Origin of the sequence: Microcoleus sp. Pol7_B2 (assembly GCF_036701035.1) — a bacterium.
GTDB lineage: Bacteria > Cyanobacteriota > Cyanobacteriia > Cyanobacteriales > Microcoleaceae > Microcoleus.
Map to the genome: position 1 here is coordinate 26,740 of NZ_JAUBQB010000025.1, position 24,091 is coordinate 50,830.

Consider the following 24,091-nt stretch of genomic DNA (forward strand, 5'->3'; position numbering starts at 1 on the left):
TCATCTCGAATAGTGCGTCAAGCGTAGCTACTCCGTAGGAAATCACCCTTTTTCTCACTTTTTTGGCTTTTTGCTCACAAAGTATAACTAACATGAAAAATCATAAGTGCGATCGACCAATTTGGAAAATCCTTAGCAGCTTAATACTAGGATTCGGATTGCAGGCATTATTCAGCATTCCAGCCTTAGCAGAAACGACTGATCCTGAAACAACAGCAAATAGTGCAAATTCGGAATATCCAGTTAATGAATGGTATCAATTACCCGCACCGACCAATAATCTAGCGGATAATTTCGATCGTAATCCCGATCGCAAATTAGTCGAAAAAGCTGACAATGTAGAGGAAACTTCACCGATAAACCCCACATCGGAGCCACCCGTACCTATCGCGAGTGACATAGAAACTCACGTATCCGAAGCCAGCGAAACGCAGCCCGCCCCAATACCCGCATTAGTTGAAGAAAATAAATTAGAAAATCCCCCATTAGTTTACCCTGGTGACAACTCACTAGAACAAGTTACATCAGTTTCCCAACTCAGCGACGTACAGCCTACAGACTGGGCATTTCAAGCACTGCAATCCTTAGTAGAAAGATACGGCTGCATAGCTGGATACCCCGACGGAACCTATCGCGGAAACCGCGCTATAACGCGCTATGAATTTGCAGCCGGAGTCAATGCTTGTTTAGATACAATCCGCGAGTCCATCGCCAAATCAACTGAAAGTCTAGCTAAGCGAGACGACTTAATAAAACTACAAAAATTGCAAGAAGAATTTGCCGCCGAAATTGCCACAATGCGAGGCAGAGTGGATGTGCTAGAAGCGCGAGCTACCGAACTAGAAGCCAATCAATTTTCAACAACAACTAAGCTATCAGGCTTCACCGTTTTGGGAATACAAGGACGCACTCCCAACCGTGCAGATCGGGTTCCCAGAGACGGCAAAAGAGATACCAAAGACCCCGGTACAAATGTCAACATCATTAATCTAAATCAATTCTACTTAACCACTCAATTTAGTCCTCGTAGTAACTTATTAATCGGTTTTTACAACCAGAACGGAACCACTTCACCACAATTAACCGAAGATGTAAACCTTGCTTATAATTTAGCCGAAACTTCTGGATTAACTGTTAGCGACCTCAACTACCGCTTTCTTGTCGGCGACAAATTGGCAGTGTTTGCAGGAACAGCAGGAGTTAACATGATTACCGCTTTTCGAGGGCCGAATCGGGCAGAAAGTGCAGCTTCTGGTCCCCTTTCTGCCTTCGCCCAAAGAAACCCAATTTTGAACACTGGTTTGGGTTTAGGCGGCATCGGCATTGACTGGCAATTTGCGAATAGAGCCAGTTTGCAAGCAGTTTATTCTACTAACATTTCCGGATTTTTGGTCAGTTCTAACGGGTCTAAAGGACACAATACATTGGGTGTACAACTAACTCTTACACCAGCAGATCCAGTTGATATTACTGTCTATTATGTTAACGATTATTCGCCGGACGGTAATCTGATTAGTTTGGCGGGGGATAGCCAATTGACAGCTATTAATTCTAACACAAATAAGTCCGCTTCTCTTCAAACAAATGCAGTGGGAGCAAGTTTAAATTGGCGCATTTCATCGCGAATTTCTCTGGGAGGTTGGGCTGGTTATACTAATTCTCGCATTCTTGGTAAATCTGGTACGGTAGCCACTACAAATTATATGGTTTTTGTAAATTTCCCCGATTTGTTTAAAACCGGAAATTTAGGAGGAATTTATATCGGGCAACCGCCTAAAATTGTCAGCAGCAATTTACCTACAGGCAATAACGTTCCTGATTTTTTAGATACGGGTTTAGGGCGATCGGGCGGGCAACCCGGAACGACTACTCATGTAGAGGTATTCTACCGTTGGCAGGTGAATGATAATATCAGCGTCACCCCTGGAGTTATCTTGATTTTTCAACCCGGTCACACTCCCGATAGCGACCCGATCTCAGTTGGTGTGTTGAGAACTTCATTCTCCTTTTAAGGGTTTAATCCCGTGGGGCCGGGTTTAGTAGAGCGATCGCGAACTGCAAAAAATTTTGCTGAACTCGGCCCCGAGGAACGGCTCACAAGAAAATTTTATTTTGTGGAACAGGCATTCTTCCTGTTAAGCGAGAAAGGTGTTCTTCCATCAGCAGACAGTGATTAAAACTCCAGCGGGATTTCCTAAAATTTTTTCTCAGTAAAAACCCGCTATCTTTACGGCAACTTTACATTTAGTAGTAATTTCCCCCTTTTTATCTTTTTTTCCTACATACAAATACTTAATTAGTAAGTTTTAAAAAATACGCAAAAATACGCTTGAAACATAAGTTTTTCTAACTTAATCTATTATTAGGAGCATTACTAATAGTTCTTTAAGTTTAGGTTTAGATAAATATGATTAAATCAACGGGCTACATTGGGTTTCTGAGCTTTGCTGTAATTTCTGCTATGACTGCCTATCCGTGTCAGGCACAAACCACTGTCAAATCGCAGGCAAATGTAAATGCAACACAGGACATTACAATTACCGAGTCACCAAATCTTGATAACACTTCTGCCAGCCCTCTCGGGAAAAATTCTAACATTTCTAAATCTTTTACAGTCTCAGAATTGAATAGCACATCTCCTAACTCTAGTCCTCCTATAACAACTCCTCAAAATCAATCTGCACGCACAAATCCTTTAGGATGCAGATTTTTCACTACTCCTTCAATGCAGCAATAAATGTTCCTGCATCTCTTGATAAATAGAATATCATGGCTGAATAGAGGGCGATCGTTTTTTAGCAATGCCCTCTATTTGCGCGCTCTTACTTCCTAAAAAAAATATATGTAGCAAAAAGGATTGATAAAATTAACTATAGTTAAAATATTATCGGGGAAAGTCTGAAAGTTGTTTGATATCCTTCAAAACTATTTGAGGCTTCCCTTTGTACTGTTCTACCTTCCCGCTGACATACACATATCCCCGTCCCAGACCCGCATAACGCTTCTCGATTAGCCGCTTCAAGGGAGCTCTTTCATCAGTTTCAGCATCTGGTATCCACAAATCTAATTTATGATACACTGAACCAGCATAAATTAGAGCGCTCCCGCCGATCCATTTAGTAATTCCCGCCTGCAAATCGCAGAAAATAGTAATAGATTTAGCTCTCTCAGAAGCCGCTAATATTTTTGGGTAGTGCAACCTCAAAGAAAGCGCTCCTCCTGTTGCTTCCGACAACCGAAACTCTTCAACAATTGAGGCTCGCATCGACCACCAAGGCAGTAAATTAGCATAGTTGCGAGAGGGGATTTTGGCATTTATAATCGGATTCCAAATCATCAGATTGTAAGCTTTTGCTGCCGATTCTGCCTCAGTCATTTGGCGGTGATACAATCTCGATCGCCCGTATTTGACGAAGTAGGGACTCCAGCCTTCTGCAATCAGTTTCAGATTATAATTTTCTCCCTCTTTATGCACGTAACAGAGGAGACGCCCGTAGTTATCGCGGTGTTTTTCCACCGCAATTTCTATTGGGTCATCTGTATCAAATTCTATGTCAACTGTAGCAAGTCCGCCATCTGCTGTGGCGAAGTATTTTTTAGCCATTTCCGAAGCTGCTTTGCCCGCCGCAGTTATAGGTTTGGAGCCTCCCGAATGACTTTCTTCTGTATCGACGCAAATCAGGCGCAGAGACTCGGTTTTTCCGTTGAGAAAAATTTTGATGCTGTCGCCATCAACTACTTTAGTTATTTGCAGGTTCGGAATTATGGTTGCCATATTTTGAACCCTGTTGCATTTGAGATTTCATGCAGTTATCGCTTGGATTATACACGAGTTCGTTATCACTAGCAACTGGAGTTTTTGTTGTTTGTATTAATATTTGTCAAGTGTGGCGTATTTTATCAAGTCGGGGAAAAAATCTCGAAAATCTGATTCTAATCGCTGATAGTTAGCTGTCAAATCTTCTATGCCGCTTGCCAAGTTATTTGTCCGTTTGAGTCGCGCAGACATTCTTGTAAGAGTAATGCCGATTTCGGCAATTTCCTGATAAGATGAAAGCAAGTCGCGGGCAATTATTGTGGGCAGCACCCGCTGGAGAGAGTCAGGTAATATATCGCGGTTGTCTTGCAGGATTTTATAGACATCCTGAGAAAAATCCCGGAGCGGAATTTCTGAATATTCCAGCCAATTTTTAGCTAAGAAGTGGTCGTAAAACACGTCTATCAAAACTCCAGCAAACCTTCGTCTGTGGGAAGAAACAAGGCTTTTGCTCGATCGCACTATCGGGTGAGAGTCCGTGTAGCTATCTACTTTGCGGTGCAAATCGATGCCCTTTCTAATTTCCTCGGAATAAAGGTTGAGTGCCGTTCCTTTGACAAAATCTCCTAAGAGGTTGCCAATCAGGGATTCTGGCGTGCCTTCTGATAAGAATAGATGAGCCAAATAATTCATTGCTACAGTAAAAATATCTAAGATAGCATAAGGAGAAAGAGTAATGGCTGTTCTGGAATGTGTAAAACTGGGTGCTAAACTCGGTCAAATTATTCTTGCAGCCGCTCTTACTGTTCTCGCTGCTGTCGATCGCATTTTGGCAAAAATTCCAGAGTTGGGATATGACCCAGAAATTCGTCATGTCAACTATCCGTCTGGAGTTCACGTCTTGGCAATTCTCAAAGACGAACAGCGCAAGCAAGCAGTTGATGATGACTACTTGCGGGAGGATTGGCTACAGGTAAGGTCTGAAATTAACGCCGATGCCGTTCATCTGTGGCGCGGCAAATAAGCTACTCAACAATTATTTCAAACTGCAGATAAATGCAGATAATTATTAAATTTATCTGCGTTTATCTGCCTACATCTGCGTTTACAAAATACCTCTACGAACCGCCGCGCAACTTATCCAAAACCGTCCGGTCTTCCAAGGTCGAAGTATCTCCAGAAACCTCTTCTCCCGCAGCTAAAGAACGCAGCAAACGCCGCATAATTTTGCCGCTTCGCGTTTTCGGCAAAGCATCGGTAAATCGAATTTCGCCGGGACGGGCGATCGCCCCAATTTCCTTAACAACGTGCTGTTTCAATTCCTTAGCTAATTCATCGCTAGGTTGCTGCGAGTTGTCCAGCGTGACAAAAGCCACAATGTCCTCACCTTTAATCTCGTCCGGTTTACCAACAACCGCAGCTTCTGCCACCGCTGGATGCGATACCAAAGCTGACTCGACTTCCATCGTGCCGAGTCGGTGTCCGGCCACATTAATTACATCGTCAACGCGGCCCATTACCCAGAAATAACCGTCTTTGTCCTTGTGCGCGCCGTCCCCTGCAAAGTACACGAATTCGCCATCTTTCGGGTGCAAATATTCCCAATAAGTGCGGCGGAAGCGATCGGGATCGTTGTAAAGTGTACGCATCATTCCCGGCCAAGGATGTTTCACCACTAAATAACCGCCGCTTTCGTTAGTTACTGGTTCGCCAGCTTGGTCAACAACATCGACCACAATTCCGGGGAACGGTAGGGTGGCAGAACCGGGTTTTGTAGGAATTGCACCGGGCAAAGCGGTAATCATAATTCCCCCGGTTTCTGTTTGCCACCAAGTATCGACGATCGGACAATTCGAGTTGCCAATTACTCGTTGATACCACATCCAAGCTTCCGGATTGATCGGTTCGCCGACGGTTCCTAACAATCGTAAAGAGGACAAATTGCGCGCGTTGGGCAAGTGTTCGCCCATTTTCATGAATGTTCTGATCGCAGTGGGTGCAGTGTAGAAAACGGTGACGCCGTATTTTTCGATCACATCCCAAAAACAGCCTGGGTTGGACGCGCGGGGCGCACCTTCGTACATGATTGTGGTCGCGCCGTTGGAAAGCGGGCCGTAGACTATGTAACTGTGGCCTGTAATCCAGCCTACGTCTGCGGTGCACCAGTAGACATCGGTATCTTTGAGGTCGAAGATCCACTTGGTTGTCATGTGGGTGTAAAGGTTGTAGCCACCTGTGGTGTGGACAACTCCTTTCGGTTTGCCGGTACTGCCGCTGGTGTAGAGTACGAAGAGCATATCTTCGCTGTCCATCGGTTCGGCGGGGCAGTCAGCGGATGCGTCTTTTTGCAAGTCGTGCCACCAAAGATCGCGCCCCGGTTCCATGTCAATTTGCTGCTTGGTGCGCTGAACTACCAGAACGTTGGTAACGCTGGGTACGGCATTATTTGCTAGTGCTTTGTCTACTTGTGTTTTGAGGCCGACGGCGGTATCTTTGCGGAAGCCACCGTCGGCGGTGATGACGAGTTTTGCTTGGCCGTCGTTGAGTCGATCGCGCAAAGCTTCTGCACTAAATCCCCCAAAAACAACACTGTGTACGGCACCGATTCTGGCGCAGGCTAGCATGGCGATCGCAGCTTCGGGAATCATGGGCATATAAATGCCGACGCGATCGCCCTTTTGGACTCCCAATTCTTTGATGACGTTCGCCATTTGGCAGACTTCGCGGTGGAGTTGCGCGTAGGTGAGGGTGCGCGAGTCTCCGGGTTCGCCTTCCCAAATCAGGGCGGCTTTATTTTTGCGCCAAGTGGTTAAGTGGCGATCGAGACAATTGTAAGAAATATTAATTTTACCGTTGACAAACCATTTAGCAAAAGGCGGCTGCCAGTCGAGTACGGTATCCCAGTTTTGGAACCAGTGCAATTCTTGGGCCGCGAGTTCTGCCCAGAATGCTTGGGGGTCAGCTTTCGCTTTGTCGTAGAGGGCTTGGTACTCTTCTAGGCTTTTGATGTGAGCTTTTTCGGAGAATTCAGCGGGCGGCTGAAATAGCCGTTTTTCTTGCAGAATTGATTCGATGGTATCTTGTGACATCGTTCTTAACTTTAATTTCGGTTAGTCTTTGTAACTATTGTTTGCATAAGTTGGGACCGAAGTATGTTTATTTTCCTTAAGACTTTGGGAAATTTTGTAATAGGTTGAGAGGTTGTTCTTTTTTTGCTCGCCGAGGAATGCCGATTAACGCAGATGGAGAGGATTTTTTAGCCTATTTAATGCTTAATTATTATTAGTAATTATTGTGCTACACTTTCTGAGTTTGTACTTTTTTGGAAATTATATCAGCTATAATTAGGTAGTTAGTAAAATTTAATTAAATGAAAGCTATGACGCAAAATTTAGAAGCAAGCCAACTTTCTCTAAACGACGTTCGCCGCATTTTCAAATTGGAAAGACAAACAGGAGGCTTTTTTACTGATTTTTTCTCTCTGGAACCTCTGACGGATTTTGAACAGCAGGAATTATTGCTAATCGGTAATCACTTTTGGCGTCATCTAGAAGCAGGGAAAGTTTCTACAAAACTGGTTAAGTTTTTAGTGCTTTCACCGTTAATGAGATTAGCAGGATTTTTTGATATTTCGCTCGTGCTGACAATGGAAGATAGCATCCCGATCGAGGTTGAGGAGGGGGATACTTTAATTAAAGGGCGGTTGGATGTTTTAGCCGTAAATCAGCCGGATGCAGAGCTCGCGGCGGCACAGTTTTGGATTTTGGTAGTGGAGGCGAAAAATAGTGCGATCGCACCTTTGGCTGGTTTGCCGCAACTCCTGACTTATACTTATAAAAGTTTGCAGCAGCAATCGTCTGTTTGGGGATTGACGACGAATGGCGAAAGTTATCGGTTTTTGCGGGTGACGCGGGGAAATCCTTGTACTTATCAGATTTTACCGGAATTGAATTTGATTGACCGAGAGCGATCGCTCTTGTTGGGGCAAGTGTTGAAAGCGATTTGCAAGGTGCAGTTGCAGTTGCAGTTGGCTTAAAAAGGGCGATCGCATTCGATGTTATGGTGAGGGTGGAGTCCTGTGCTCGATCGGTGGAATCTTTTGTACAGGAGTTGGCGGTTGTTCAGTCCGCAAAAGTTCGATCGCAGTTGGTGTTAAAGGAATCGTCACTAGGAGGATGGGTAGAAAAAATTTCTCTAACAACCATTTGATATCTGACTTAGACAGCTTCTTCAAAAAGTTCCGTCTATTATTAGGTTTTTCTGGTTTCATTTTTTTTAATCTCTATCTATCTATGTACATTTCCTACGATATCTGGATTTTTTGTGTTCGCGGGCGATCGTCAATTTAGCCTCCCAAATTAGTTGTTAAGTAAAAATTTGAAGAGATTGTGAGTTGCGATTGAATGATTTGTGAAAGAGTTTGTGAGAAAAAACTCACAAATCATTTTTGGCTTAGAAATTTGTGAAAATTAACTAGGGATTGAATGAACAGCTATCCTAAAGCTCTAAGTTATGCTAATTTAAGAGAAATTAGGCAGGTTTGAGGCTGAGGTGGAAGGGAGAAGATGACAAAACAGGAGTTTGAGGCTATCTATACAGACAAGCTTACAAAAAAACAGCGTCTAGTGCTAAGGGAGTTCTTGCAAGATAAGCCAGACCAACAAATCGCTAACTCTCTCACCCCAAAAGTAACGAGGTCGTGTGTCAGCGATCATATTTCAAATATTTGCCAGTCATTTAATATCACAAATGAGCCGGGTGGAGGATATACGCAACGTGAAGAGTTGATTCTATTATTTGTCACATATAAACCTGACTTAGTTTGCCCAGAGTTATTAAAGGAATTCGGGGAAAGAACCCCTGCTCCAAAAGCATTAGAATTGCCAGAAGGGCCAGTGCGATTAAATTCTGAGTTTTATATAGAGCGTTCTAGAATGGAATCTGACTGTTATAAACAGGTTTTAGAGAGGGGGTCAATGATTCGCATTAAAGCTCCCAACTTGATGGGGAAAAGTTCTTTGTTGATTCGCATTATGGAACGCGCAAAAAGCAATAATTATCAGTTAGTGCGTTTAGATTTTAGAGAGGCTGAAAAAGAAATTTTTAGTGATATAAATAAATTTATTAAATGGTTTGGCTTGAATATCAGCCGAGAGCTAAAACTAGAATCTAATATCGATAAATATTTGCAGGCGGGTGGAGGCATTCTTGTGAATTGCAAAAAATACTTTCAATATGAAGTTTTAGAAGCTATAGATAGTCCTTTAGTATTAGCTTTAGAAGAAATAGACTGTATTTTTGCTTATAAGGAAATTTCAGAAGATTTTTTTAGTATGTTACGAAGCTGGTTTGAAGAAACTCGGAAAACGGAAATATGGGAAAACTTGCGAATGGTGCTGCTTTATTCTACAAATGTGTACGTGGAATTACCTTATAATCAATCACCATTTAATGTCGGGTTTGAAGTAGAGTTGACAGAATTTAGCCAGCAAAATATTCTAGATTTAGCCCGCCGCCATCAATTATCTTGGGGAACTGATGAAGTGGCGACATTGATGGCAATGATTGGCGGTTATCCTTATCTGGTACGCAAGGCGCTTTATCATTTGAAGGATTCCAATCTATCTTTAGCAGAAGTTTTGCAAAATGCAGCTACAAATGTGGGAATTTACGGCAAGCATTTGCAGAGTCACTGGGCGAATGTGCAAAATTATTCTGAACTCAAAGCTGCTCTTAAACAAGTTGTTTGTGCAGACAGTGCGGTCAAATTAGAACGGATGCTAGAATTTAAGTTATTGAGTACGGGTTTAGTCAAGCAAAATCAGCATGGTATAACTCCTAGCTGTCGGTTATATCGGGATTATTTTGCAGAAAAATTTCGAGATTAGAGTCTGGAGTAAAACCATATTATGGCGGTTTATCAATATCAAGTTGGTGGCTCTTTAGAGTACGAACATCCTACCTATGTTAAGCGTCAGGCCGACAGCGAACTTTATGACAGTTTGATAGCCGGAGAATTTTGTTATGTTTTGAACTCCCGACAAATGGGCAAATCTAGCTTGCTAGTAAAAACGATGAAACGCTTGCGCGAAAAAGCAGGCTTTAAATGTATTGCGATAGATTTAACAGATATCGGTAGGGAGACTTCAGACTGCTGGTATTTTGGGATTATTTCTGAGTTAGTTCGGGGTGGCGCACTCTCCAGAAAGGTGGATGCTGACAGTTGGTGGCAGCAACGACAATTGCTGTCGCCATCTCAACGATTGAGTCAGTTCATTGAAGATATTTTACTAACAGAGATTTCGCAAAATATTGTTATTTTTATTGATGAAATTGATTCGATTTTAAAGCTGAGCTGGAAAGATGACTTTTTTCTTTTAATTCGGGCTTCTTATAACAAAAGAGCAATTAATTCTGAATATAAGCGCCTTGCCTTTTGTCTGTTGGGAGTTGCGACGCCAGCAGATTTGATTCGCGATAAAGACCGAACACCTTTTAATATTGGCAAAGCTATTGATTTAACAGGGTTTACTTTTGATGAAGCTCGACCTGCTTTAATCCCTGGCTTAATGCTAGAGCGCTCGGAGAAAATATCAGAGAAAATATTAGCTGAGGTTTTTAATTGGACAAAGGGGCAACCTTTTTTGATGCAAAGACTGTGCCGAATGATGGTCTATCAATCGGCCCGTGGGGCTTCTGATGTGAAACGTTTAGTGAAAAAGTACGTCATTAAGAATTGGGAAGCGAATGACGAACAAGAACATTTAAAGACAATTAGAGATCGCTTGCTGCTTGACTATCAAGACCGCACGGCGCTACTGCTCGGTATTTATCAGCAAATACTGACGGATGTGGAGAAGAAAATCTGTGCTGATAATAGTCTCGATCAAAGAAGGTTACAACTCTCAGGATTGGTCGTCAAACGCAACGGATATCTACAAGTTTATAACGAGATATATGCCGAAATTTTTAACTTCGAGTGGGTACAGCAAGAATTAGCGAAACTCCGCCCCTACCAGGAAAACTTCGCCGCTTGGATTGCCTCAAATCGTCAAGATACTTCCCGAATGTTGCGCGGCCAAGCGTTGGATGATGCGTTGCGGTGGAAAGTGGGGAAACGTTTGAGCGATGAGGATAATGATTTTTTAGATGCCAGTCAAGCTGATGAACGTCAAGAACTGAAAAAAAATAATAAATCATTAAGAGAATTCCGTAAACAATTCAGGGAAGTTTTAAAAATTGAAGAAGCTGGACGCAATGCCTTAAAGCTTTTTCAATCGGATGGAAAGCAAATAGAAGCCTTGCGGATAGCTATCAAAGCAGGAGAAGATTTAAAGAAGTGGATACCAGATAATCCGCCGCTTTCCGAATATCCCGTTACCAATCCTCTGTTAGTTTTGCAGAATATTCTTGCTAAAATCCGCGAAGAGTACCAGTTTGTCGGACATAATTCTTTGGTAACAAGTGTCAGTTTTAGCCCGACAGGGGATGCGATCGCTACTGGCTCAGATAACAACACCGCGAAATTGTGGGACTTGCAGGGTAACTGCTTGGTAACATTCACCCGACATAATAACTCGGTAAGAAGTGTCAGTTTTAGCCCCACAGGGGATGCGATCGCTACTGCCTCAATGGACAACACCGCGAAATTGTGGGACTTGCAAGGCAACTGCTTGGTAACATTCACCGGACATAATAACTGGGTATGGAGTGTCAGTTTTAGTCCCACAGGGGATGCGATCGCTACTGCCTCAATGGACGGCACAGCCAAATTGTGGGACTTGCAGGGTAACTGCTTGGTAACATTCACCGGACATAATAACCTGGTAACAAGTGCCAGTTTTAGCCCGACAAGAGATGCGATCACTACTGCCTCATATGACAAAACTGCGAAATTGTGGGACTTGCAGGGTAACTGCTTGGTAACATTCACCGGACATAATGACCCGGTAACAAGTGTCAGTTTTAGCCCCACAGGAGATAGGATCGCTACTGCCTCATATGACAAAACTGCAAAATTGTGGGACTTGCAGGGTAACTGCTTGGTAACATTCACCGGACATAATAACTGCGTAAGAAGTGTCAGTTTTAGCCCCACAGGGGATGCGATCGCTACTGCCTCAGATGACGGCACCGCCAAATTGTGGGACTTGCAGGGCAATTGCTTGGTAACATTCACCGGACATAATAACTTGGTATGGAGTGTCGGTTTTAGCCCGACAAGAGATGCGATCGCTACTGCCTCATATGACAAAACTGCCAAATTGTGGGACTTGCAGGGTAACTGTGTGGTAACATTCACCGGACATAATTATTCGGTAACAAGTGTCAGTTTTAGCCCGATAAGAGATGCGATCGCTACTGCCTCATATGACAACACCGCGAAATTGTGGGACTTGCAAGGTAACTGCTTGGTAACATTCACCGGACATAATTATTCGGTAACAAGTGTCAGTTTTAGCCCGACAAGAGATGCGATCGCTACTGCCTCAGATGACAACACCGCGAAATTGTGGGACTTGCAGGGCAACTGCTTGGTAACATTCACCGGACATAATTATTCGGTAAGAAGTGTCTGTTTTAGCCCCACAGGAGATAGGATCGCTACTGCCTCATCTGACAAAACTACCAAATTGTGGGACTTGCAGGGCAACTGCTTGGTAACATTCACCGGACATAATAACCCGGTAAGAAGTGTCAGTTTTAGCCCCACAGGATATGCGATCGCTACTGCCTCATCTGACAAAACTGCCAAATTGTGGGACTTGCAGGGCAACTGCTTGGTAACATTCACCGGACATAATGACTCGGTATGGAGTGTCAGTTTTAGCCCCACAGGATATGCGATCGCTACTGCCTCAATTGACAACACCGCGAAATTGTGGGACTTGCAGGGCAACTGCTTGGTAACATTCACCGGACATAATAACCCGGTAACAAGTGTCAGTTTTAGCCCCACAGGGGATGGGATCGCCACTGCATCACAAGACGGCACTGCCAAATTGTGGGACTTGCAGGGGAATTTACTGGCTGACTTTAGTGGCTATAAGGGCAATTTGCTCAAAGGTGAGGCTGATTTTGTGGAGTTTAAAATTCCGATTTATAGTATTTGTTTTAGTCGGGACGGGAAGTTTTTAATAACTGGTTCGCAGGATGGAAAGGTGCGCTTTTGGCCGATCGAAAGTTTGGACGAGTTGTTGGCGAGGGGGAGGAAATGGCTTGGTGAGAAAATTTAACCGCCGATCCGCGCGGATGATTTGAATTTAGCAAAGATTTTACGATTCTTTTTCACTTGTTCAAAATGCTATTAGCTTTACCCACTTTAGACACCCGAATTATTGAATAATGCGGGTATCTAGCAGACTACAAGCCGGAAATTTAAAAGTCAAGATTTATTAAGATTTTACAAAAAGGCGATGACAAATCACAAATCATGTATCTAAAATAAGAGACAATTTGACCCGGAAACTGAAGGTAAGAAAATGTCTGAACTTAGACAAAATCTAATTACCAGAGATTGGGTAATCATCGCCACCGAACGGGCGACAAGACCGGATCAATTCGCCAACAAAAAAAAGTGGACAGCAGCAGTGCCACCGCACCGCGCCGATTGCCCGTTTTGTGTGGGAAATGAGGAAGACGGAACCTTAGAAACTTGCCGTTTGGGCGATCGCGCTGACTGGAAAGTCAGGGCAATTTATAACAAATATCCCGCCCTCTCCCCGACAGCAGAATGGATGAGGATATCATCGGGCATTCACCGCACGATGGCGGGAATTGGCGTTCACGAGGTAATTGTCGAACACCCGCGGCACGATTTGACGACAGCTTTGTTGAGTGTTGAAGAAGTTGCAAACATACTTTTAGTATACCGCCAGCGCTATGTAGAAATTAGAAAAAATCCCCACATTGAAACAATTATTATCTTCAAAAATCACGGGGAAACTGCTGGAACTTCTCTCGAACACCCCCACTCGCAGATAGCCGCGACGCCGGTTGTACCCAGCCAATTTCGCAGCCGCATCGACGAAGCTATTAGATATTTTGATGACACGGGAGAATGTCTGTTTTGCCGGACTTTGGAAGATGAATTAGCGGCGAAGGAAAGAGTGATTTGTGAGAGTGAACATTTTGTAGCTTTTATCCCTTACGCTGCACTTTCACCGTTTCACACTTGGATTTTTCCGCGCCGCCATTCCTCTTCGTTTGATGAAATTACTGATGCGGAACTTACGGATCTTGCTTATACTTTGAGAACTGTACTGGCTAAGTTTTATTACGGATTGAACAATCCCGATTACAACTATAATATTCGATCGGTGCCGATCGCCCAACGGGCAACAAAATACTTTCACTGGTATATCGCAATTATTCCCAGAGTCACCAAGCAAGCTGGGTTTGAGTTGGGCAGCGGGATGTTTATCAATACTGCTTTGCCCGAAGAAAGTGCGGCGTTTTTGCGATCGATCGAAATTCCTAGCGACAGTAATTTCCCCCCCATCTAAAGTATCCTACATCACAATAGTCAAATTTACTTCAAATTGGGGTGGAAATGCACGCAGGCAGTCTGAATTGCGAGTCTGTGTTGGGGGAGGAAAGTGATATTATTTGAGATTTGATATTTGAGATTAAAAAATTGGGGATAACGAACGATCTAAGGGTTTAGATCACCCGGCTACAGTTGCATTCTTTTGTGAAAGTGGTATCATTTACGAGCTCAACTTATGAAGGTACAAATACTTAGGCACTGTACCAAACTCACAATAAACTTTCGACATACTGCCAGCCGTCGTCGCTAAAAGTAGCTCTCAACATATCTCTAATTTTGGCATCGATCGATAATATCCCCTCGCCCGAATCACCATTCTCGCCGATTTCGCAACTGTCTTCAGACATATGTTCTTGGATGTGGGCCAGAGTATGGGCGAAATTAGCCAGAAAATAATGTTCGTGTACCCACGCTGTCGGATCTGGTATTTCTGCACTCCCAAAAGCTCGATCGACTAAATCTTTTTTGGCAACATCGTCAGTCTGGTTTTTCATGTTGAGTTCGATTTAGGTAGAACTGGTAACTTATCCTATTTTAAGCTTAATTGTCAACAGGATGGCGATCCCGATCGACCACAGCAGTGACAAATTTGTGTCGTTTGTGCGATCGCGATCCTAATTTTTTTGGCGATCGCGTGTTATCATTTTACCTCAAACTCGGTGGTCAATAATGTTCACATTGAGCAGAATACACTTGGGAATCATTCCGTGAACTCCTTTTTGAGGATTGTTGACAGCCTGCGTAATCCGAAAATTTACCGCGATTGAGCACAAAACATAAGCCTCTTCTTCTTTGAAACCTGCAAACTTTTGCAACCAATAAACCGTCTGTTTGACCGCCATCTCAAACGCTTCATCTAATGTTCTACCAAATCCCATAATTACAATATGAGTGGGCGTTTCAGCAAACGGAAACATCAAAATAAAATCCTTGCGTAAGATGATTTGAATAGTCCCGTTCATCGAAGTTTCTATAGCAGTACCGTCAACTTCACCGTCTCCTTGTGCCGAATGTCCGTCGCCGATGGACAGTAAACAGCCGCGCAGAAAAACAGGTAAAAATAACCGCGTTCCTGCTTGCAGTTCCTGATTGTCCATATTGCCGCCGTAGCGCTCTGGAGGAATAGAAGAACGGTTGATTTCGGCATTGGCGACGCCGATAATTCCAAAAAAAGGACGCAGGGGAATCCCAAGGCGGCTACCTGGGGGAAATTCCGCAGTTTTTTGCTGTAAATCTAGCGGAATAAACCGCAATTTAGGTTCGGAAAAATATTCAGGTAATGCTCCCCATCCGGCACGAATTGCATTAAATCCGACTGGCAAACTTGGGTAAACCTCTTCAATGTGAATTTCTAAAACGTCTCCCGGTTCGGCATTGTTAACATAAATCGGGCCTGTCAGCAAGTGGGGCCCGGGGCCAACTTTGCGGTGGGGAGGCAAATTCTGACAAATATCTAAAAATTCCGGCGTCAGAAATTCGGGCGGGGCCTTGTCAGCAACATAATATCCTGAATAGGTTTCGATGTCGATGCGATCGCCCGAATCGACGATTAAAGCAGGTTCGATATTTGGAGAGAAACCGCCCAAGTGTACGGTGTTGCAGTTAGCCTTGAGAAGGTGGCGAGTCATGGGATTTTAGATTTTAGATTTTAGATTGAAGGAAGGGTGTTAAGAATGTTATATAGCAAGTCTCAAGCATTTTTGATAAAGATTTTTTTTAATGAACCGCAGAGGGCGCAGAGAGCGCAGAGAAAGAAAGTGGAGAGATAAGAAGATATCAAAAAAGGGTTGAGGTTTATTATATCTGAGATATTCTACTAATTTCTTAACTTTTTGATAACCTTGGTAGTTTAAAATTTCGAGTCGAGAATCGAAAATCGATTGCTGTTTTTTCTGCTTACTAATGACTTATGGCTAATTAATTATGTTGACGCCATTGCCAGATAAATTAGAAAATTCTAGAGATTTACCCCGCAATCCCTGGTTTTTTGCCGTCCTCTTTCTGATTGTCCTATTGCTAGGTTTCATTATGCAATCTTACCTCAACCAACCTCAGCTTTTAACCGATCCGTTTCTGCAACTCCCAACAGCAAACTCGGTGCGAGTTGTCTGGTTTACCGAGTTTGCCGGTACTCGCAACACGGTTGCTTACGGCGAAAATTTGAGTTTAATTGCGGCTGCAAATACTACCAAGCTAAGCCGCACTCGCGAAGACAAAGACTCTCACATTTCCGATGAAATCAAACAAAGCATAATTGCCAGCAATCCAATTGTCCGCGACATCTGGCGCCACGAAGCAGAAGTCCCCAACTTAAGGCCCGGTGTTCGCATTCCTTATCGAGTCACCAGCGAAAGGAAAGATGGCGCATCTGTCAGCAGCAAAATATTCACTCTTTCTCCGACACCAGCAGCAGGAATTGCGCTCAAAATTCTCCTCACTTCCGACCATCAATTGATGCCTATGACAGCAGCAAATCTCCAGAAAGTAACCGAAACAATTGGGAGAGTTGACGCGGTTTTTATGGCAGGGGATTTAATTAATATACCCGATCGCGCTTCTGAATGGTTTGACGACTACCAAGGCCGCGCCTTCTTTCCCGCGCTGCAAGGTCGGGCATTTTCCGAACTCGACAAAAACGGCATCAAAACCGTTTACAGCGGCGGCGAACTGATCCAACACGCGCCTTTATTTCCCGCCATTGGCAATCACGAAATCATGGGTAGGTATTCAAATAGCAGCACACTCTACGAGCAGTTTCACGATCCTTTTCCCCGCGCCGCTGCTGAGAAAATATACGCTCAACGTGCTGCATCTTTGAATCCCAATAATGACCCTTCTGTGCGGGAAATAGGGCTGAAAAACAATAGTTTTAATAGCGATACCTATGACGAGATTTTCAATTTACCGGGAGGCAAAAATTACTATGCTGTGACTTTTGGGGACGTGCGATTAGTGACTTTATACGTTGCGAATATCTGGCGGACTCCGAATTTAGAGCCGGGTGCGAGAGGCAGGTATCGCGAACGGGACGAAGATTTTAATAATCCCGAAAAATGGGGCTACGGACAGCATATTTTTGAGCCGATTGTCAAGGGCAGCGCTCAATATAATTGGCTGCAACAAGAGTTAAAGAGTGCGGAATTCCAGCAGGCAAAATATAAAATTGTGATGTTTCACTACCCGCCACATTCTCTGGGTGACAATATTGTACCTGCTTATACCGAGCCAGTGCAAATAGTCGATCGCGCTGAGAATGGCGAGATTAAAATGGTGCGTTACGAGTATCCGAAACAGCAAGATTATCTGATTCGGGATGTAGTGCCGCTACTAGAAACAGCCGGGGTGCAGTTGGTATTTTACGGACATTCGCACTTGTGGAATCGGTTTGTAAATTCCAGCGGAATGCACTTTTTGGAGACTTCTAATGTTGGCAACAGTTACGGTGCTTTTGCGGGGGAAAAGCGCCGATTTGTGCCGCCGGCATATCGGGAAGATTACAGCGCTATTGGAGACCCGAACGGATTAGAACCTGTGGTGCCGACTGTTGCGCCTTTGTTGGGAGAAGACGGGCGGCCGCTGCCGTATATTGATAGCAACGATATTACGGCTTTTACTATTTTTGATACGGGGGAGGGTACGGTTAGCAGCTACTATTTTGATACGCGGGAACCCGATTCGGAAGTGGTGAAGTTTGATGAGTTTAAGTTGAAAAATTCGTAAATTAATTTAGTAGGGACAGGGCAGTGTTCAAAGGTCTCAGCTTAAGACTAAAACCCTCTATTTCTCTCGTTTATATCCAAGTCTCGCTCCCCCTGAATCCCCCTTAAGAAGCAGGGTGGATTAATTGTCGCAGGAGCAATGTATTATAGAAGAGGCGATCGGGTATTTGGAACTTGTAAGACTATCAAGTCATGGAGTGCATCAACAATGAATTTAATTGAAGCAATTAAATCTGTTCCCGACCATCGACAACCGAGAGGAATCAGACATCCTTTATGGCTGATACTAACAATAACTTTATTAGGCAGTTGTACGGGATATTGGGGCTATAAGCCCTTGGTTGATTTTACCACAAATCATCGAGCCACCCAGAAGTGTTGAAAGTGAATAAATAAGTAATAAAAATTGCCCAAAATCTGTTAAAATTGGGCTAAAGATGAAAAACTATCTATTAATAATGATTGTCAATCACTTTTCCAAGATTGTCAAATATATCCTCAAAGGGCTAGCAAAAAATGATTATCCAGTTTTGAATAGCAGCCTTTTTGTCGAGTGTGGGTTAGCTTATGTCCTGGATAATAGCTTAACTCGTCAAGCGCGATTTGTTTAAACGAATAAACCCTACAGGATTTGAGGTTGATATTTCAACATTTTCCCTCTACTCGCCTTGAGTTTTCCTATTTCTTGTTCTAGCTCTAAAATTATGGAGTTTAGTTTAATTGTGACGCTCGCCTGAAAGACAATGATTTCCACCAGTTGTTCCGGAGCCAACTGTATCAGGATTTCACGGTCTAGTTCAAGAGGGAGGTTTTTTTGCATAATTGTAATATTCCGCCGAGAATGTCACACTTGTCAATACCCTCTGACCTGAATCCTTACACCGAATGTCTATGAGCCAATCTACGCAATTCAACAGAGAATGGCTGTTAAAGGCATCTTAAATTAGTGGGATTTGTCAGCAGAAAGAGCAGCCTGAACATCTTGATAAACAGAGCGTAAATGCTGGAGTAACTCTTGTTGGGACAACTCATGAATCTGAAGCTCTCTGATCAAGAACGCCAGCCTTTGTAAGGCACCATTGTGAATTTCTGCCTCAAGCAGCTCTATTAACTGTTGCTGTGTTAGCAGTTGTTGTTCCAAACAACGCATTCGTCGCCACCAACAAAGTCCATAATAGACAACGCACGCAATTAATCCCGCTGTACCAAACATAATTAGGCTGGATACAAGAGTTATCTTATCCATTAGTCTTCCTCCTTCCCTGCTTCATCAAAAAAAAGGTGAAGTCTAACCAGACTTCACATGGCTTAAATTAGGAATTGCTAAGTCAGCCTTATTAACTTTTCCGGAGTGCTTATTCTAGAACTGACTAGGTATTATTCCTAACAATTCCATCAGCGCTTAAAGCGAAAATTGATGGGTTTTAACAGTGGCTTCGGAATCAGGCATGGGGTTTTTATACCGCACCGCCGATTTCAGGTTTCCCAAAAATTTTCGCTCTAGGTGGCGCGAAGCTACAAATTAGCAATTGCAGCATTTAACGCCAGGAGTTGTTCATCTGTTTTATCCAGCCTGCTTTTTGTCCGAGTTGTCTGGTCTGCGAAGGACAAATAGTCTTTTAAGGCTTGTTGTTGCACGGCTTGCAGTTCGGGTGTAGGTAGAGGTTTACGCAATTCATTGGGAATAGCGTCGTTAAAGAGATGGCTCACCAGTTGAGAGTACAATCTAACTTCAGAGTTCCTGACGTTATCTAATTCCTGCTTTCCTCTAGCTGTACTGTAGTTGTAAAGTTCTGCTTCCATACCTTTGGTTTGAATATCGATGGTGCCAGAACGCCAGAAGTTATAAGCTCCTAGTTTCGCTTTGTCTGTGCGATATCCAATCACATGATTTGGAGCATCGCCGGCGAGTAGCAAAGCGCCCAACAAATCTAAGATCAGTTCATCTGTCGTATGAAGAATGTAAGGGCGACCTGACGCATTTGGTTGGCGCAGGATTTGGGCAATATCCAAGCGCGTCTTTAAATGTGAAAATGCCCCTTGGGTACGCCATCTATTATCTCCACTAGCGAGGGTAAGTAACAAGGGAACAACATCTACGCTAGAGCAAAGTTGTGTCCGTTCTGTTCCTGGGGTGGAAACCCACTGTTTAGTTGGGTCTTTGATGTAAAGAGGAACGTTAATTGATTCTTCATAAACACCAGCACTTTTACCGCGCAACCCGTGAGAACCGCCATACTCGCCGTGGTCTGAGGTAAACACGACGATCGTATTTTGGGCAAATGGGGATTTTTCTAACATATCAAGTGCTTTCCCGATTTCAGCGTCCACAAATTGTTGGAATAGTAGGTATGAATCCAACAGTTTCAGCCAGGGTTCTCCGAATTTTGGCGGTAAGTAGCCAGCCCCTAAGTTTCCTGCTCGGCGGAATGCTTCTTGCAAGCGGGGCTTTTTCGCTAAGCCGATGGGGTTTTCAAAGTTGGGAATTCTATCTTTGAAGACACTTGGCGGGTTGCTTTCTGCGGGTATGTCCTTCGTCCCTTGGGGGTACCAAGAAATGTCATGGGGGTTGATTAAGCTGATGGTCGTACACCAAGGAGTATTTTTGGCCTTGTTGGAATTGAGCCACTCGGCGAACTGTGCGGTGGCTTGAATCCCTTGAGGAGGCGTACCGCCTTTGACAATATAAGGGTCTACTTCTAAACCTTCTCCGGGATTACCATTGGGGGAAGGATAAGTTCCTCCACTAAATCCGTAGGGTTCCAGGGAATTTCCGGTGGATAAATGCCATTTACCGAACCACCACGTACTGTAACCAAAGTTGTCTCGCAACAGTTTTCCCCAGGTAGGAAAGCCAGGATTAAGACTTGGCGCTGGCGCTGGAAAGAGTATGCTACTACTCTCACCACCCTCATTCAAATGCGTATCCATCACAAATGTTTGCTGGGAGTATAAACCTGTCACCAATGTGCCGCGAGCCGCCGTGCAGGCTGTTGCTGCTGTATAGTACCGCGTGAAGTTGACTGAACTCTTTCGCAATTTCGCGATCGCGGGTAGATATTTGTCGAGAGTGGCTTGTGCTGGAAACCATTGGGGAGTGCGTAGTTGGTCTACGACAATCACAAGGATATTGGGCTTTTTATATCCCGATGTTTGTGCAATTGCCGGAGTGTCGGATTTATTCAGAAGCTGAGATCCAAGTAGCGCAGCTCCTGTCAAACCTGTTGCTGATAGAAATGTTCGTCTTTTCATCTTCTTGATTTAATTTTACAAAACATAAGAATTTTGTCCGGTGAAGTCTAATCAGACTTTACCCTGGCTAGGCATTAGTAATTGCTTTGTCAGCCGTGTTAGCTTTTTAAGAGCGCGTCTTCTAGAATTGTCCAGGTATTATTGCCAACAATGCCATCAGCACTTAAATGGAAATCGGATTGAAATTGTTTCACTCGCGTCGCGGTTGTATTGCCAAAGTTGCCATCTACAGCAATCGTCGTTGTCCCTGATTTCCCTTGTCTTTTGGCTTGATTGAGCCGCGCCTGTAGATATTTCACTTCCGAAGGATTGTTGCTAGAGCTTTGGCTCAAGGTGGAGTGCTGCTTCTGGGAATAAGGGACAATGGCGTCGAGGTAACTCCAAGTTGGTGACCCAACGATGCCATCAACTTTTAGACAGCAATCGGCTTGAAATTTCTTGACGTATTCTTCAGTAATATCGCCGAAGTAGCCATCAACAATAATAGAGCTGTGGTAGAAAAGATTGAGTTGTTCTTGCAGGTATTTAACGTCACTATTGTTGCTACCTTTGCTTAAGGTGTTGTAAGCTTTCATCGTTTTATTTCCTGAAATTGATGTGTGTTTTCTTTGATGATTCCAGTATCGAAAAACTAGGCAGGCAAAAGCATTGGTAGTTTCAGACAAGTTGAGTTGGTATTTTCGGTCATCAGCATTGCAGTTTTCGGTAATGAGCTGATAGGGCCTCACCTTTCTAGGATTAATTGCTAGCCGCTGTAAGCGTCTCTCGCGGGCGTAAGATCGAATTGTTGCGTCAGGTATAGGTAATGTCCCATAACTTCACCCAAGAACAGCAAGTAGAGATTCTGATTGTTGATGACCATCGCCTGCTTCTCAATGGAACGATTAGTCTGGTTGGCGATCGCTTTCCTAGGGCACAAATCCGCTCTTGCCAAACCGTCCAGGACGCTCTAACCGAAGTGAGAAAGCATTTGCCTGACCTGGCGATTGTGGATTTGTCCCTTCCAGAGATATCAGGAACGGCTGCCAATGTTGAGCAGGGATTGGGGTTGCTCAAGGTCTTGATGCAGGATTATCCCCAGCTAAACCTGATGGTGCAAAGCAGTAACGTCAAGGCATTGATTCGCATCATGCCTGAAATTGACAATCATCAGGGCGGATTTACGATCGCAGACAAAAGCGTGCCAATAGATACCTTCCTGACCCGGATGGAGTGGGCTATGCAAGGGTTAACCCATACCAAAGACCTGCAAACCGACTTGGAAGTGAAACCCGAATGGTTGGAGGTAATGCGACTCGCTTTTGAGGAGGGACTTCAGGATAAAGCGATCGCCCAAACTATGCACAAGTCCGAACGGATGATTCGCCACTATTGGTCTAAGATTCAGGATGCACTGTCAATCTACCCGGAAGAAGGTAAAAATATGCGGGCACAAACCCAAATTCGTGCCCGTAAAATTGGATTAATTGATTAAACAAGCAATGTCTACGGTTAATGAGCCATACAATATTTTAATTTTAAAGCGCCGAGTCGTGCTAGCAATGTTGAGTTTGGCGACGGTTGGCGCAACTATTGCTACATTTCTGCACCGACTGCAACCACACCCTCGTACCATTTATCTAATTACACCTCCGTTGTTGGCGATCGCCTGCCTGCTTTTACTGATTCGTCTCTACAAAAAACCAGAGAGCTTGCAACAAGTGATAAATCTGGCTTTACTTGCAGGGGTACTGTTCGTAGTGGTTCCCAGTTGGTTATATACCCTACAAGCGATCGTCTCATCGGACACCACCCTCGTAGGTAGTCTGCCCCCCGTAACACCAGCGTTATTCGTGTTGACACTGGTGATGCTGATCGCCCTGCGTCGCCGCCAGCAATTGGTTATTGCAACTCTCATCGCTTGGATTGCGATCGCTGCCCCAATTCTCACCTATTTGCTGCTGCACCCGTCAGAACTTCACACTTCGCGAGGCTTAGATTTATTCATCTCCCTCGGCCCAACAATGGGGATACAAATTCTCCTGATTCTGTTTTATAATCGCGTCCAAGATATCGTCCAGGGCTTATATACCGAGCGTCTCCAATACTATGCTCAAATTGTCGAGCGACAGGCGATTCGTCAGCAGGCAATGGAACAAGCCTTCACGCAAATCCACAATGGCCCTTTGCAAACCTTAGCTCTCCTCCTGCGGGATATGCAGCAAGAACAGATGCCATCTCAACAATTGTTCCAACGCTTGCATAGCCTGAATGCAGAGATCCGGGCAGTGGGGCGCAGTCTCACCGATGAAGCGGATTCAGAGCAACACTCAGCAACCGTTTTAACCAGCCTAGAACCCCCTAATTCCGAACAAACTCTCCGTCTGGGGGAAGGGACTTGTATCGATCTCAACCGCCCCCTGCATAATTTGTTGTATGAAGTTTATGCCATTACTTTGAAGCGCAATTTGCCTTATTTCCAGACCATTCAAGTCAAAGTGCGGAATTTCGCCCCCATCGAGCAAACTAACCTCACCTTGGAGAGAAAGCGGGATTTCTGTTTGTGGTTAGAGGAAGCTTTATATAACGTGGGGAAACACGCTCTTGGAACAACTCGAATTGTCTTGACGGGAGAACATCAGCAGGGGCAATATGTTCTCAAGGTGCAAGACAATGGCCCTGGACTTAAACCCGAACAAGGACAACAGGGAACAAAACACTCTCAAATTTTGGCTCAACGATTGGGGGGACAGTTTCGACGAGAATCTTTGCCCAAGGGAGGGGTGATGTGCGAACTTTCTTGGTTAGTGAAGCCATAGCTATTGTTGAATTGGA

At 44.1% G+C, this 24,091-nt stretch carries 20 protein-coding genes and 1 pseudogene; 11 read left to right on the forward strand and 10 right to left on the reverse strand.

Going from position 1 to position 24,091, the window contains the following annotated elements; genetic code table 11:
* The first annotated feature begins 92 nt into the window (after positions 1 to 92).
* Positions 93 to 2,012 carry an iron uptake porin gene (locus tag QUA57_RS12235; RefSeq protein WP_333061024.1) on the forward strand — a complete coding sequence of 640 codons (1,920 nt, stop codon included), beginning with the start codon at positions 93 to 95 and terminating at the stop codon, positions 2,010 to 2,012.
* Positions 2,013 to 2,884: 872 nt separating this feature from the next.
* Here the strand turns inward: QUA57_RS12235 and QUA57_RS12240 are convergent.
* A complete protein-coding gene (locus tag QUA57_RS12240) occupies positions 2,885 to 3,775 on the reverse strand; it encodes a thermonuclease family protein (protein WP_333061025.1) in 891 nt (296 codons plus the stop codon).
* 96 nt (positions 3,776 to 3,871) lie between these two features.
* Complete coding sequence (locus tag QUA57_RS12245; protein ID WP_333061026.1) at positions 3,872 to 4,450, reverse strand: ACP phosphodiesterase; 579 nt, start codon at positions 4,448 to 4,450, stop codon at positions 3,872 to 3,874.
* A 43-nt stretch (positions 4,451 to 4,493) separates the two neighbouring features.
* Between QUA57_RS12245 and QUA57_RS12250 the strand changes: the two genes are divergently transcribed.
* Positions 4,494 to 4,781, forward strand: coding sequence for a hypothetical protein (locus tag QUA57_RS12250; protein ID WP_333061027.1), 288 nt, complete (start codon positions 4,494 to 4,496; stop codon positions 4,779 to 4,781).
* 94 nt (positions 4,782 to 4,875) lie between these two features.
* On the opposite strand, the gene acs is transcribed toward QUA57_RS12250, so the two are convergent.
* On the reverse strand, positions 4,876 to 6,846 hold the full coding sequence (gene acs / locus QUA57_RS12255; RefSeq protein ID WP_333061029.1) for an acetate--CoA ligase: 1,971 nt from the start codon (positions 6,844 to 6,846) through the stop codon (positions 4,876 to 4,878).
* Positions 6,847 to 7,127: 281 nt separating this feature from the next.
* On the opposite strand from acs, the gene QUA57_RS12260 reads away from it, so the two are divergent.
* Positions 7,128 to 7,793 (forward strand): restriction endonuclease subunit R, encoded by a 666-nt coding sequence (locus tag QUA57_RS12260; protein WP_333061031.1) that lies wholly within the window; start codon positions 7,128 to 7,130, stop codon positions 7,791 to 7,793.
* 21 nt (positions 7,794 to 7,814) lie between these two features.
* Here the strand turns inward: QUA57_RS12260 and QUA57_RS12265 are convergent, their stop codons facing one another.
* Positions 7,815 to 8,027, reverse strand: coding sequence for a hypothetical protein (locus QUA57_RS12265; RefSeq protein ID WP_333061032.1), 213 nt, complete (start codon positions 8,025 to 8,027; stop codon positions 7,815 to 7,817).
* A gap of 295 nt (positions 8,028 to 8,322) precedes the next feature.
* Here QUA57_RS12265 and QUA57_RS12270 point away from each other — a divergent pair, with 295 nt between their 5' ends.
* The 3 genes from QUA57_RS12270 (at position 8,323) to galT (ending at position 14,262) form a co-directional block, all read left to right on the forward strand.
* On the forward strand, positions 8,323 to 9,645 hold the full coding sequence (locus QUA57_RS12270; RefSeq protein ID WP_333061034.1) for an AAA-like domain-containing protein: 1,323 nt from the start codon (positions 8,323 to 8,325) through the stop codon (positions 9,643 to 9,645).
* 21 nt (positions 9,646 to 9,666) lie between these two features.
* Positions 9,667 to 12,993: a WD40 domain-containing protein gene (locus QUA57_RS12275; RefSeq protein WP_333061036.1), complete on the forward strand. Its 3,327-nt coding sequence runs from the start codon at positions 9,667 to 9,669 to the stop codon at positions 12,991 to 12,993.
* Positions 12,994 to 13,239: 246 nt separating this feature from the next.
* A complete protein-coding gene (galT, locus tag QUA57_RS12280; RefSeq protein ID WP_333061038.1) occupies positions 13,240 to 14,262 on the forward strand; it encodes a galactose-1-phosphate uridylyltransferase in 1,023 nt (340 codons plus the stop codon).
* Between the two features lie 253 nt (positions 14,263 to 14,515).
* On the opposite strand, the gene QUA57_RS12285 is transcribed toward galT, so the two are convergent.
* Together QUA57_RS12285 and QUA57_RS12290 are read right to left on the reverse strand one after the other, a co-directional pair.
* The gene (locus QUA57_RS12285; protein WP_333061039.1) at positions 14,516 to 14,800 is read right to left on the reverse strand and encodes a hypothetical protein; all 285 of its coding nucleotides are present in this window, start codon (positions 14,798 to 14,800) and stop codon (positions 14,516 to 14,518) included.
* A gap of 156 nt (positions 14,801 to 14,956) precedes the next feature.
* On the reverse strand, positions 14,957 to 15,934 hold the full coding sequence (locus tag QUA57_RS12290) for an acetamidase/formamidase family protein (RefSeq protein WP_333061041.1): 978 nt from the start codon (positions 15,932 to 15,934) through the stop codon (positions 14,957 to 14,959).
* 295 nt (positions 15,935 to 16,229) lie between these two features.
* Between QUA57_RS12290 and QUA57_RS12295 the strand changes: the two genes are divergently transcribed.
* The 3 genes and pseudogenes from QUA57_RS12295 to QUA57_RS12300 form a co-directional block, all read left to right on the forward strand.
* The gene (locus QUA57_RS12295; RefSeq protein WP_333061043.1) at positions 16,230 to 18,026 is read left to right on the forward strand and encodes a metallophosphoesterase family protein; all 1,797 of its coding nucleotides are present in this window, start codon (positions 16,230 to 16,232) and stop codon (positions 18,024 to 18,026) included.
* Positions 18,027 to 18,233: 207 nt separating this feature from the next.
* On the forward strand, positions 18,234 to 18,407 hold the full coding sequence (locus QUA57_RS28690; protein WP_445304472.1) for a transposase family protein: 174 nt from the start codon (positions 18,234 to 18,236) through the stop codon (positions 18,405 to 18,407).
* A gap of 76 nt (positions 18,408 to 18,483) precedes the next feature.
* Positions 18,484 to 18,682, forward strand: a pseudogene (locus QUA57_RS12300) (hypothetical protein); the annotation flags it as partial.
* Here QUA57_RS12300 and QUA57_RS12305 read toward each other — a convergent pair.
* From QUA57_RS12305 to QUA57_RS12320, 4 genes are all read right to left on the reverse strand, one after another.
* On the reverse strand, positions 18,648 to 18,845 hold the full coding sequence (locus tag QUA57_RS12305; RefSeq protein WP_333061093.1) for a hypothetical protein: 198 nt from the start codon (positions 18,843 to 18,845) through the stop codon (positions 18,648 to 18,650). The pseudogene QUA57_RS12300 and the gene QUA57_RS12305 overlap by 35 nt on opposite strands.
* 123 nt (positions 18,846 to 18,968) lie before the next feature.
* On the reverse strand, positions 18,969 to 19,271 hold the full coding sequence (locus tag QUA57_RS12310) for a hypothetical protein (protein ID WP_333061044.1): 303 nt from the start codon (positions 19,269 to 19,271) through the stop codon (positions 18,969 to 18,971).
* A gap of 269 nt (positions 19,272 to 19,540) precedes the next feature.
* Entirely contained in the window at positions 19,541 to 21,277 is a 1,737-nt protein-coding gene (locus QUA57_RS12315) for a sulfatase-like hydrolase/transferase (RefSeq protein ID WP_333061045.1), read from the reverse strand.
* Between the two features lie 98 nt (positions 21,278 to 21,375).
* Positions 21,376 to 21,852 (reverse strand): peptidoglycan-binding protein, encoded by a 477-nt coding sequence (locus tag QUA57_RS12320; RefSeq protein WP_333061047.1) that lies wholly within the window; start codon positions 21,850 to 21,852, stop codon positions 21,376 to 21,378.
* Positions 21,853 to 22,082: 230 nt separating this feature from the next.
* Here QUA57_RS12320 and QUA57_RS12325 point away from each other — a divergent pair, with 230 nt between their 5' ends.
* Positions 22,083 to 22,751, forward strand: a complete 669-nt coding sequence (locus QUA57_RS12325; protein ID WP_333061048.1) for a response regulator transcription factor — start codon at positions 22,083 to 22,085, stop codon at positions 22,749 to 22,751.
* Between the two features lie 7 nt (positions 22,752 to 22,758).
* Positions 22,759 to 24,075, forward strand: a complete 1,317-nt coding sequence (locus QUA57_RS12330; protein WP_333061050.1) for a hypothetical protein — start codon at positions 22,759 to 22,761, stop codon at positions 24,073 to 24,075.
* Positions 24,076 to 24,091: the final 16 nt, after the last annotated feature.